An 11,459-nucleotide genomic window follows, 5' to 3' on the forward strand; every position below is an offset into this window, starting at 1 on the left:
TCACTCTTTCAAAAAACCCTATGTGTTGGAGAACTGGAGTGAACCAAACCGGTTTGCCGGGCGTACAATCCATATGACTTTGGACCACATTCAAGCACAAACGATGCATGCCCGCCGTGGCAACCTGAAAAACGCCTTTAAGTACGGTGTGGACTTTGTTGTTGTCGATCTCGATGCCCCCGGCAAACTGCCCGCTGTGCTCTCGCGCAACGGGTTTAATCTCTGGTCGTTGTGGGATCACCGCCACGGTGGCGCACGTGATCATGGCAGCGGTGTGGACTGGTTTCGGGGCGTGTTGCTCGAGCGAGGGTTTCCCGTTGAAGACGCGCAGCTCTTGCTGCTCACCCAACCCAGTTTCCTTTGGTTCCACTTCAATCCGGTGAGTTTCTGGGTGGCGGTGATTGACGATCAGCCCTGCGCCTTTGTCGCAGAGGTCAACAACACCTTCGGTGACCGCCATTGCTACTTCTGCGCTCACCTGGATTTCCGCCCGATTGCGCCTTCTGATCGGCTGACTGCGGAAAAACTGATGCATGTCTCCCCGTTTCAAAAGGTTGAGGGGCACTACCGCTTCAACTTTGCATTTACACCGGAATTGGTCCGCATCCGGATTGCCTATGAAAATGGTGATCAGGGTGTGATTGCCACTTTGGCTGGGCCACGAAAACCAGCTCGCAGTCGCAGCCTGCTTTGGGCCGCGCTGCGGCGCCCGCTTGGCGCCGCCCGTGTGGTGGCTTTGATCCATTGGCAAGCGGCCATCCTGTGGGCCAAGAAAGCGCCGTTCCTCAAAAAGCAACCGGCGCCGAACACCCTGTTGTCTGAGAACAACCCAACCGTGGCGCCGGGCGAATGATTGAGTTTGCGGGCAAAACCTATTGGCTGATCGGGGCAAGCGAAGGGCTGGGGCGCGCGATTGCGGAACAACTCAGCGAAGAAGGTGCGCAGGTGATCCTGTCCGCCCGTAATGGCGAGCGGCTGGCCAGCTTGTGTTCCGCTCTGCCTGGCACCCGCGTGTTGATCCTAGATGTGACCGACACCGACGCAGTCCGGGCTGCCGCAAAATCTGTCGGACGGATCGACGGCGTGATTTACAATGCCGGCGCTTATGACCCTATGCCTGCCACGGAATGGGACAGCCACTCGGCGCTGCAGATGGCGGATGTGAACTTTATGGGCGCGATGCGGGTGTTGGGAGAAGTCACGCCAAAGTTTGTCGCGCAAGGCCATGGCGACATCACCTTGATTGGTTCGCTGGCGGGCTATCGCGGCTTGCCAAAGGCCATTGGATATGGCGCCAGCAAAGCCGCTTTGGTGAGCCTAGCGGAAACCATGCGCCATGACCTGAAAGACACCGGCGTGACGGTGCGGCTAATCAACCCCGGCTTCATCAAGACCCGCCTGACCGAGAAAAACAGCTTTGCGATGCCAATGTTGATGCAAGCAGAGAACGCCGCAGCCCGGGTGGTTCAGGCCATGCGCACCGAAAGGTTTCGCACCGATTTCCCGCGCCCGTTTTCCTGGGTGATGAAGAGCTTGCAATACCTGCCAGACCTGCTGATCTATCGCGGTAAGTGATTTCTGGAAAGCACAAAAAAGCCGCCTCAATCGGGCGGCTTTTTGTTTGATTGTGTTGCTCAGATCCGGAACAGCGGTTGCAGCAACCTCGGCATAAAAGCGTTGAACTTTAGCCGAGCGTCTGTCGCGGCAAGGCAAATGCATGGCTCTCCTGCACCGGCAATCGGCGTGTGTTCCAAAGTCTCGTCGGCGACTTCCACATCCCCAGCCCCAAAACGCCCGGTTTCGTCGCTAAAGCTGCCTTGCAAAACAAGCGTCAGTTCCAGACCGTTGTGGCCGTGATCCGGCACCGCCTGTTCCGGCGGGATGTACAGCAGGCGCACGGAGCCGAACTCATCTTCGGCCAGAATGTCCTGCTTCACCCCCATCCCAAGCGTTTTCCAACGGGGCTCCCGCCCTTTGAGCGCTTCCATCACCGGCGCGGGGTAAACCCCGCTGCTCGCATACACAGGCTCTTCGGGCATAGGATCATCGAGCATTGACAGGAGATTGGACTTCATAGTGTCAGACACCGCCACAGAGCTGGTATCCTCCAAAACAATACCACCCACGGCTTCATGCGCCTGAAGGGTGGCGCGCGCCTCTGCAGACATGGAGACCTGCGTGGCGACCACAAGGGAAAACGCATGCGGCAGGGTGCCTGCGGCATAAGCGGCCATCATCGGCTCCGGGATATGATGAGTGATTGCGGGCATAGGCTGGCTCATTCCGAGAGATCTTTGAGTTCGTGTCGAAGGCGCTGCAGTCCCAGACGTATGCGTGATTTGATGGTGCCAAGCGGCAGGCCGGTCTGGTTGCTGATCTCCTGATGGGTCAGCTCGCCCAAATAGGCCTTTTCTATCACCTCACGCTGCTCCGGGCGCAGCTTGGCAAGCGCGGCACGCAATTGTCCCGTTTCCTGTTCAATCGCCACAATCTGCGTCGCATCTGGCTCGGCCTCCGGCTCCTCTTTGAGGGCTTCAGGCATCGGCCGATTTTCCTTGCGGGCGACGTCGATCTGACGGTTGCGAACAATCTGATACACCCAGGCCGAGACCTGTGCGCGATGCGGGTCAAACATATGGGCCTTGCGCCACAACGTCAGCATCACGTCCTGCACAATCTCCTCCGCTTGCGCGGCAGAGGTGCCGTTCCGCATCACAAACCCTTTGAGCCGTGGCGCGAAATGGTCAAACAACGATGCAAACGCAGCCTTGTCCCGATGATCACGTACGGCGATCATCCACAGGGTTTCCTGTGAGGGCGCGGCTTTGGCTTGCGACACACGCTGCCTTTCATTGCGACGCGCCTTGGGCATTGCGGCCGGGGCGCGGGGGATATCAAGTGTTGCACTAACCATATCCTCATTACGCGGTCCTGCGCAAAGCGGATCATGCGGGGGGAGAGAAAATCGTAACACCTTGTGGCAGAACGATTACTTTTCAACCTCCGCAAAAACCCGCTTGGCGACCCGGAAACACTCCAGAGCCTGCGGCACACCGCAATAGATGCCAACCACATGGATGATGGACTGCACCTCGTCTTTGCTCACCCCATTGGTCAGAGCGCCGCGCAAGTGGATTTCCCACTCGGTCATCTTTCCGAGCGCCGCAATCATCGACAGGTTCATCATCGAACGGGTTTTCGCGTCAATGGTGTCATCGCCCCAACCAAACCCCCAACACCAGGCGGTCATCGCCTCCTGAAACGGGCGATGAAAATCATCCGCGTTGTCCAATGTGTTTTGCACATATTCGTCCCCCAATGTAGTTTTGCGTGCCGCCAGTCCCTTCAGGAACATGTCCTCATCCAAACTCATGTCGCGTCCTCCCAAAACGAATGTTGTGAGAACCTTAGGGGCAGATCGGCCCGCTCGCGAGTGTTCTTTGCACTTGGCCACTAGGTGCCGATTGGCCAATCAGTAAATTTCTGACTTTCGTGAGATTTGGGCCTTGTGTCTGCGGGATGTGCCAAATATACGGGTCCGCGGAGACGTGGCCGAGTGGTCGAAGGCGCTCCCCTGCTAAGGGAGTATACCGGAAACGGTATCGAGGGTTCGAATCCCTTCGTCTCCGCCATCATCACATTGGCGCATATTGCAAATTCCACCTTTGCCTTTGGCACTGTGCGGCTGTTTGCACTGCTGTTCCGCCTAACTTGTGACTGTGCGCCAGCGGGTGGCTCGATGTTCCAGTGCGCGGATCAGGCCGAAGTCGATCAATAGCATCAATGCGGTGAAGCTGAGCGCGTAGGCCAGCACATAGCCGGTTTCAAACAGTTGGAAATAGAGGTGGATCTGAAACCCCACCCCGTTGCTGCGGCCCAGGAATTCGACCACTAGGACAATTTTCCAGATAATCGCCAATCCATTGCGCATGGCGGCAGCAACAAAAGGCCAAAGCTGGGGCCAAAGCACATGGCGCAGGTAGGTACCCCGGCGCATTTCAAACACCCGGCCCATATCCGCCAGAGCACTGTCGCGCGCCTGCACACCTTCCCGGATGGTCACCGCCACCATGGCGGTTTTGTTGAGCGCCACCGCTGTGATGGCCGCCACCTCGTTGAGGCCAATCCAGAGATAGCAGAGTACGATCACCACCAGCGCCGGGATGTTTAGCAGAACCAACAGCCAAGCAGACAGCCAGCGATTCACCGTCTCGTTGAGCCCCATGACCAGACCCAAAACCGTGCCAAGCCCCATTGCCAAGGCAAAGGCGGCCGCCACCCGGCCGGACGTGGCAAGCATGTGTTCTTGCCACTCTCCGCCGGCGATTTCGTCGAGCAGGATCTGCCAAACCGCGCCGGGTGCCGGCAAAACGGTGGGATCATTGCCAAGTCTGGCGGCCAGCGCCCACAGCCCGACCAACCCCAGAAGCGAGACGATGACAGGTAGGGCTTGTGCGGGAGACTTGGTCATCCACCCACTGTGCCATAGCGAAAACGCCGCGAGCAAAGCCATTCTGCGGCTCTGCGACCTAAGTCCAATAGGGGGCGCTTTGGTTCCTGCCTAGGCTCCGGTCATGTCTGTCTGGTCAACGGCCCTCTCTGTTTTGCGCGCAGCACTGCTTTGGTGCGCCTCCGCCTTTGTGCTGGCGGCAGAGCCGTTACCGCGGGAGGCATTAGAGCCTTACATTGTGCCGCCGATGAGCCTGGGCGAGGCGGTGAACGACAAAGGGGTTTGGCAGCTGTTGAACTCCGGCGGAGCAGAAGCCGGATATGTGTTTGAAACCGAACCCATGGCCCCCCTGCCCGGCTTCTCCGGCGCGGCGATCAACCTGTTGGTGGTGCTGGATCTGGACGGGCGTTTTTTGGATGTGCAGCTGCTTTCTCATAACGAGCCGATCTTTGTGTCTGGCCTGCCGGAAAAGCTGTTTTACGACTTCTTCAAGCAATACCGCGGGCACTCGGTTTCGGACAGTCTGGTGGTGGGCACGCCCTATGGCGGCGGCGGGGACGGCTCCGCCTTGGTGTATCTGGACGGGGTGACCAAAGGTACCGCTTCGGTACGCATAGCCCATGAGAGCATTCTCGCGGCGGCGCTTCAGGTGGCGCGTGAGAAAATGAGCGGCATTGCCACCGGGCCGCCCGCCTCACCTAATCCCGACCACCACGAGGCGTTGACCTGGGACGATTTGGTATCTCAGGGTCTTGTAACTCGAAAAACCGTGCTCAATCACGAGATGGATGAGGCTTTTGAGGGCACACTCTGGGAAGAGGATGACCTGGAAGCCCAAGAGGAACCGGATGCGCCGTATCTGGACCTCTGGGTGGTGGACATCGGCGCGCCGTCGATTGCCAAAGCGGTGCTGAGCCCGGACGCTTTTGAAGAGCTTCAGGACTTCATGGCCATCGCCACGACGGACGAGCCGGTGCTGGTGATCGAAACCGCGCGTCACGGATTGGTGACCGAAGATTTTGTGCGCAACACCGCGCCGGATTTGCTGAGTGCGGAGCAAGGCGGGTTTCCCATCGCCTTTCGGGACAGCGATATTTTCATCGAGTTGAACGACGATGTGCCGGAGATGTTGCATGACGGCGCCGCGCTGATCTTGCGCACGGATCGGCGGTTGGGGTTTGATCCGGCGAGCGAATGGACGCTGAAGGTGAAAGCCCTGCGAGCGCATGGCTCGTTTCATCCGGAGATTGGTTCGGTGACACTAGACGTCACACACAGCACGCCGGAACGGTTTTATCTGCGCCCGCAGGTGATCCAGCCCACGCCGCCTTGGGTGGATGCGCTGCGCAACCGGCAGGCTGACCTGATTGTGCTTGGCGGGTTTCTCGTGGGGCTGCTTGTTGTTCTGAGCGGGCGGATGAATGCGCTGGCTGGCCATCGGCATTTCACCGCCCTACGCTTGGTGACGCTGGCGTTTGTCACTTGTTTCATCGGCTGGTGGGGACAGGGGCAGCTGTCCATCGCCACCCCCTTGGCGATAGCGCGCACAGTGGTGGATGGCGGATCCTTTGCCTTCCTGCTATATGATCCATTTTCCCTGATGATCTGGACCGCCACGTTGATTGGCTTTGTCCTCTGGGGGCGCGGGTTGTTTTGCGGCTGGCTGTGCCCGTTTGGGGCCCTACAGGAGTTTGCGCACCACCTTGGACGCGTTTTGCGGGTACCACAAATCATCCCCAATGCCAGATGGGACGCTCGTCTAAAGTACCTAAAATATGTCGTGCTCGCCGGACTGTTTGCGCTCCTGTTTACGGCCCCTGCCGCCTTGGACAAAGCCATCGAAGTTGAGCCGTTCAAAACCGCCATCACCACGTTCTTTGTCCGGGAATGGTATTATGTGGCTTACGCCGCCGGCCTGCTGGTCCTGTCGATGGTGTTGTTCAAAGGCTTCTGCCGTTATCTCTGCCCCTTGGGCGCATTGATGGCAATTGGCGGCTTGCTGCGCGGGAGAGACTGGATTGCTCGGCGCATAGAATGTGGCTCTCCTTGTCAGCTTTGCCGGGTGAAATGCAGCTACGGCGCCATCAAAAAATCCGGGGCGGTGGCGTACTCCGAGTGCTTCCAATGTTTGGACTGCGTGACCATTCACGACGACGCGGCACAATGCGTGCCGTTGATCCTTGCCGCCAAGAAACGCCAACAACAGATGGCCGCACAATGACCGTAACCCGTCGCAGATTTCTCGCCATTGCCGCCGCTTTCGCAGGCAGCCCGGCGTTCGCACAGCGGCACAGTTGGCAAGGGTTTGCTCTGGGCGCGGAAGTAAACATCACGCTCACGGGGCCAACGGAACTTGCGCGGCCAATACTGGAGCGCGCCTTGGAGCTGATCAAAGACGTAGAGGCGGCGTTTAGCCTGTATGATCCTGCCTCCGCCCTGTCCCAGCTCAACAAGACTAAGCAGCTAAAGCCGAGCGAACAATTCTACACACTGATGACGCTGGCGGATGCGGCCCATCGCGCAACCGACGGCTTGTTTGACCCAACAGTGCAACCGCTCTGGCAGGCGCTGGCGGAAGGCAGCACTACTGACAAAGATCGACAGGCCATTGGCTGGGAGCGCGTTGCTTTCACACCCAGCCTCATATCCCTGCAGCCGGAACAGGCACTGACGTTTAACGGTATTGCGCAGGGATTTGCGACCGATCTTGTGGCGGAGTTGCTGGACGCCAACCGGTTTGACACTGCTTTGATCAACATCGGGGAATACCGCAGCACCGGCGGGGCCTGGCGGCTTGGCCTCAAAAATGCGCAACATGGTCTATTGGGGCAACGCACTCTGACACACGGGGCGATTGCGACATCTGACACGGGCGCTTCGCCTTTGGGCGCACGCGGCCACATCCTGCATCCAACGGCGCTGCCGAAGTGGTCTTCTGTCACAGTGGAGGCAGACACAGCCGCTTGGGCAGATGCCCTCTCCACCGCGCTGACCTTGGCCCCGTTGGATCAGGTGCAGGCGATCACAGCCGCCGCCGACCTGCGCCGCGTGACGCTTGTGAGCTTTGACGGCGAGTTGACCACCCTGTGACTCGTTACCGCTCCGGCGGCAGATGCGTCAGGCCGTAGTCGGCATAAATCTTGGCAATCCGCCCGTCCTGCAGCGCGTAGTTGATCGCGTCATCCACCGCATAGGCCAGCGGCCGATAGCGGAAATTCACCGCCACGCCCAACGTCCATTTGCTCACCGCAAAACCCGCCAACGGCGGCTGGTGCACGTCAGTACTGTCGGCCAATCCATACTCCAGCGCGTTCAACGGCCCCATGACCGCCATTACCTCGCCCTGCGCCAGTCCGGCCATGGCATCCACAGTGCTGTCATAGCGGCGAATGTTGGATTGCAATTGCCCGCCAACAAAGCCCGACAGGTAAAAGTCGGAGATCGAGTCGTTCTCCACCCCCACGGTGTCATAGCGGAAGTAGGCCGGGATGGGTTTGTCGTCCGCATCCGGATAAGACGCCTTGTCATAGGCAATCGCGATGCTTTCCCCCGCGTATTGTCCGGTGAAGACCACCTGCTCCACGCGACACTTGAAGGCGCTGTCATACGGCACGCGCATCATCACGTTGGACACACGTCCGCCGATCAGCGGACCTTTCCAGATGTTATTGCGCAGATCGCCATCGAGGTTTTCATCCGCCGCAACAAAGTTGAACCGTGCCTCCACACCCAGATCTGCGGCAATAATGCGGGCAATTTCCACGTCCACACCGCGTGGCTTGCCTTTCTCCTCCCAACTGTAAGGCGGGTAATCCTCATAGACCGCAAACAGCATGTGACCGCGATCCTGAATGACATCCAGTTCCTGCCCCACGATGTCACGCCCAACATTCTGTGGTTTTGCCTGTGGCACGTGATCAGCACAGGGATCAGCGGCCTGAACGCCAACCGCCCCCACCAAAGTGAGGGCGACAGCGGTTAGAAACGTCTGTGTAAAAGCCATGCCTTAGTTTGCAGCTGACAGACCAATGGTCAAGATTTCTGCAGCGGTCTCATAGGCTTCGGCAGAACCATCGATCGCGCGGGCCGCGCGCAGCGCGACACTGTCGGCCACCGGCGCACCCGAGCCGGTCTCAATCCCTTCCGCGATCTCCATCAAACGCTGTTTGATCGCATCCGCATCTGCGCCGTCCGTGGATTTGGCATAGGCGCCAAACTGATCCCGCATGGTTTTGAGCTCGTCGGAGAAGTCATCAAGGGCGCCGTCATCCGGCCGTGCCTCCACATAGGTGCGAATTGCCCAAGCGGCCTCCTGACCAAGCAACTCACCAAAGGCAGGCATTTTGGTGATACCGTTTTGCGTGTATCCGGTGCGGAAACGTTCGATGAACCACTCATCACCATATTCTTCCGCCTCAAGGTAGCGCAGGTCGGGGGCCAGACCACCGGAGACCACTTCCAGCCCGTGGCAGCGCGCGCAGTTCTGGGTATAGCCAGAGGCGCCAATTTCAATTGCGCGCAGCCAGACCTCCTCGCCCGCCGGTTCCACGCGGTAAGGATTTTCGGTCAGCCACTCCTCGCCGACCTCTGGCAACCCGCTTGTGTCTACAGCCTGTGGGGCCACGTCACCATGCGCATGGGCCAGTGTTCCGGCGGCAAGCAAGGCGCCTGCGGTCATGAAGCGGGTGATAAAATGGGGTCTGGACATCGCGTTCCTCCCTGATGTCTCGGGTCCGTTTCATCTGGTCTACGACAACCGCCGCAACAGCCGGTATTGGACTTTGGTTGGACTTCGCCCCATTCACGACCAAAGTCTTATTCGTGGCCGCAAGCGCACTCGCTAGGGTCACCTCATGATATTCAAGACGACACGATCACTCTCCCTATGCGCGATCGCGACCCTTTGTGTCGCCACTTCGGCATGGGCCGAAATGGAGTTGAAAATCGGCTACCTCACCGTAGAACAGCCAGCTCCGCCCACCCTCTCCAATCTAGATCCCGAGCCCGAGGACATTGGCCTGGCCGGCGCCTTAACCGGATTGCAGGACAACCTGACCACCGGCAAATTTTTGGGCCAGAATTACGTGTTGGAAAGCGCGGTGGTGCCAGAAGATGGCGACGCGCTAGACGCTGCACGCAGCATGCTCTCCTACGCGCCTTATCTGGTGATTGATGCCGCCCCGGACGTTCTGGTGCAGATCGCAGACCTGCCAGAAGCCGAGGGCGCGATCCTGTTTAATGCGGCCGCAGGGGATTTGTCCCTGCGCAGCGCCGACTGCCGCGCCAACCTGCTGCACAGCCTGCCGTCTGATGCCATGCGCACCGATGCTTTGGCGCAGTTTTTTGTCAGCAAACGCTGGGACAATCTGGTCATGGTGACTGGTCAGCATCCGGTGGACCAGGCCTACGCAGAAGCGATGCGCCACTCCCTGACCAAATTCGGCCTTGATCTGGAGGCAGAAAAAGCCTGGGGATTTGAGGCAGACATGCGGCGCAATGCGACACAGGAAGTGCCTCTGTTTACACAAGAATTTGGCGACTACGACGCGCTGGTAGTGGCCGACGAGGTGCATGATTTTGGCCGCTACGTGCTGTACAACACTTGGCAAGCCCGACCTGTGGTTGGCTCTGAGGGGCTGAGCGCTGTGACCTGGTCACCGGTGATCGAGCAATGGGGCGCGGCACAGCTGCAATCCCGGTTTCAAGAGCAAAACGGCCGCGAAATGCTGGCGCAGGACTATGCTGGCTGGGCCGCCGTGCGCACCTTGGGCGAAGCTTTGACCCGCACCAACAGCACCGATCCGGCAACGCTTAGGGACTACATCCTGTCCGACCAGTTTGAGTTGGCCGGCTTCAAAGGCCGCCCCCTGACCTATCGCGACTGGAATGGCCAACTGCGCCAGCCCATCGCCATTGCCCATCCCCGCGCGCTTGTCGCCACCGCGCCGCTGGAGGGATTCCTACACCATTCCAACGAATTGGACAGTCTTGGGCTCGACCGCCCGGAAAGCAAATGTGAGGCCTTCAAATGATCCGCACCGCCGCCCTTGCCACCCTTCTTGCCACCCCGGCCTTTGCCGGAGAGATCTGGGTCACCAATGAGAAAGACGACACGGTATCCGTGATTTCCACTGAAACGCTGGAAGTCATCAAGACCTATGAGACCGGCGAGCGCCCGCGCGGGATCACCTTCTCCAAGGACTACTCGCGGGTCTATATCTGCGCCTCTGACAGCGACGCGGTGCAGGTGATGGACCCGGCCACCGGCAAAATCCTGCATGATCTGCCGTCCGGCGAAGACCCGGAACAGTTTGTGCTGCACCCCAACGACCGCCACCTCTATATCGCCAACGAGGATGACGCGATCACCACCGTTGTGGACACGGAAACCCGCAAAGTGATTGCGCAGATTGATGTGGGCGTGGAACCGGAAGGCATGGCGGTCTCACCCGATGGCAAGGTCGCGATCACCACATCCGAGACCACCAATATGGCGCATTGGATCGACACCGAGACGCAGAAGCTGTTTGCAAACACCCTGGTCGACAGCCGCCCGCGTCACGCCGAGTTTGTCAAAGGTGGCACTGAGATGTGGGTGAGCTCCGAAATTGGCGGTACCGTCACGGTGTTTGACCGCGAGACACAGGCGGAAAAAGGTAAAATTTCCTTTGAGGTGCAGGGGGTACACCCCGACCGCGTACAGCCCGTGGGCTTTGAATTCACTGCAGGCGACACCCACGCCTTTGTGGCGCTTGGGCCGTCCAACCACGTCGCCGTGGTCAACGCCGACACCTATGAGGTGGAAGACTACATTCTGGTGGGCCGCCGCGTCTGGCACATGGCGTTCAACGAAGACCGCTCACAGCTGTTCACCACCAACGGCGTGTCCGGCGATGTGACCGTGATCGACGTCGCCTCCCGCAAGCCGGTGAAAACCATAAAAGTGGGCCGCTTCCCCTGGGGCGCCGCCTACCGTCCCGCATCCTAAGTAAAAGAATACCAACAGGAG

At 59.2% G+C, this 11,459-nt stretch carries 12 protein-coding genes and 1 tRNA gene; 7 read left to right on the top strand and 6 right to left on the bottom strand.

Going from position 1 to position 11,459, the window contains the following annotated elements; genetic code table 11:
- Positions 1 to 73: 73 nt before the first annotated feature.
- Positions 74 to 853: a DUF1365 domain-containing protein gene (locus SIB92_RS09445; RefSeq protein WP_412555543.1), complete on the top strand. Its 780-nt coding sequence runs from the start codon at positions 74 to 76 to the stop codon at positions 851 to 853.
- Positions 850 to 1,575 carry an SDR family NAD(P)-dependent oxidoreductase gene (locus SIB92_RS09450; RefSeq protein ID WP_412555544.1) on the top strand — a complete coding sequence of 242 codons (726 nt, stop codon included), beginning with the start codon at positions 850 to 852 and terminating at the stop codon, positions 1,573 to 1,575. Before SIB92_RS09445 ends, SIB92_RS09450 begins: the two co-directional genes overlap by 4 nt.
- 59 nt (positions 1,576 to 1,634) lie before the next feature.
- On the opposite strand, the gene SIB92_RS09455 is transcribed toward SIB92_RS09450, so the two are convergent.
- From SIB92_RS09455 to SIB92_RS09465, 3 genes are all read right to left on the bottom strand, one after another.
- The gene (locus SIB92_RS09455) at positions 1,635 to 2,270 is read right to left on the bottom strand and encodes a ChrR family anti-sigma-E factor (protein ID WP_412555545.1); all 636 of its coding nucleotides are present in this window, start codon (positions 2,268 to 2,270) and stop codon (positions 1,635 to 1,637) included.
- Between the two features lie 8 nt (positions 2,271 to 2,278).
- Positions 2,279 to 2,872, bottom strand: a complete 594-nt coding sequence (locus SIB92_RS09460) for a sigma-70 family RNA polymerase sigma factor (protein ID WP_412555546.1) — start codon at positions 2,870 to 2,872, stop codon at positions 2,279 to 2,281.
- A 117-nt stretch (positions 2,873 to 2,989) separates the two neighbouring features.
- Complete coding sequence (locus SIB92_RS09465; protein WP_412555547.1) at positions 2,990 to 3,373, bottom strand: carboxymuconolactone decarboxylase family protein; 384 nt, start codon at positions 3,371 to 3,373, stop codon at positions 2,990 to 2,992.
- 169 nt (positions 3,374 to 3,542) lie between these two features.
- Between SIB92_RS09465 and SIB92_RS09470 the strand changes: the two genes are divergently transcribed.
- A tRNA-Ser gene (locus SIB92_RS09470) sits at positions 3,543 to 3,632 on the top strand.
- Between the two features lie 74 nt (positions 3,633 to 3,706).
- On the opposite strand, the gene SIB92_RS09475 is transcribed toward SIB92_RS09470, so the two are convergent.
- Positions 3,707 to 4,471 (bottom strand): ABC transporter permease, encoded by a 765-nt coding sequence (locus SIB92_RS09475; RefSeq protein WP_412555548.1) that lies wholly within the window; start codon positions 4,469 to 4,471, stop codon positions 3,707 to 3,709.
- A 103-nt stretch (positions 4,472 to 4,574) separates the two neighbouring features.
- Here SIB92_RS09475 and SIB92_RS09480 point away from each other — a divergent pair, with 103 nt between their 5' ends.
- Together SIB92_RS09480 and SIB92_RS09485 are read left to right on the top strand one after the other, a co-directional pair.
- Positions 4,575 to 6,671 (top strand): 4Fe-4S binding protein, encoded by a 2,097-nt coding sequence (locus SIB92_RS09480; protein WP_412555549.1) that lies wholly within the window; start codon positions 4,575 to 4,577, stop codon positions 6,669 to 6,671.
- A complete protein-coding gene (locus SIB92_RS09485) occupies positions 6,668 to 7,540 on the top strand; it encodes an FAD:protein FMN transferase (RefSeq protein WP_412555550.1) in 873 nt (290 codons plus the stop codon). The genes SIB92_RS09480 and SIB92_RS09485 overlap by 4 nt, the downstream gene beginning before the upstream one ends.
- Positions 7,541 to 7,544: 4 nt before the next feature.
- Here the strand turns inward: SIB92_RS09485 and SIB92_RS09490 are convergent, their stop codons facing one another.
- Positions 7,545 to 8,453, bottom strand: coding sequence for a substrate-binding periplasmic protein (locus SIB92_RS09490; RefSeq protein ID WP_412555551.1), 909 nt, complete (start codon positions 8,451 to 8,453; stop codon positions 7,545 to 7,547).
- Between the two features lie 3 nt (positions 8,454 to 8,456).
- Positions 8,457 to 9,158: a cytochrome c-550 PedF gene (gene pedF / locus SIB92_RS09495; protein WP_412555552.1), complete on the bottom strand. Its 702-nt coding sequence runs from the start codon at positions 9,156 to 9,158 to the stop codon at positions 8,457 to 8,459.
- A 223-nt stretch (positions 9,159 to 9,381) separates the two neighbouring features.
- Here pedF and SIB92_RS09500 point away from each other — a divergent pair, with 223 nt between their 5' ends.
- Positions 9,382 to 10,482 carry an ABC transporter substrate-binding protein gene (locus SIB92_RS09500; RefSeq protein ID WP_412555553.1) on the top strand — a complete coding sequence of 367 codons (1,101 nt, stop codon included), beginning with the start codon at positions 9,382 to 9,384 and terminating at the stop codon, positions 10,480 to 10,482.
- Positions 10,479 to 11,438, top strand: a complete 960-nt coding sequence (locus SIB92_RS09505) for a YVTN family beta-propeller repeat protein (RefSeq protein ID WP_412555554.1) — start codon at positions 10,479 to 10,481, stop codon at positions 11,436 to 11,438. Before SIB92_RS09500 ends, SIB92_RS09505 begins: the two co-directional genes overlap by 4 nt.
- Positions 11,439 to 11,459: the final 21 nt, after the last annotated feature.

Origin of the sequence: Shimia sp. MIT1388 (assembly GCF_047124445.1) — a bacterium.
Lineage (GTDB): Bacteria > Pseudomonadota > Alphaproteobacteria > Rhodobacterales > Rhodobacteraceae > Shimia.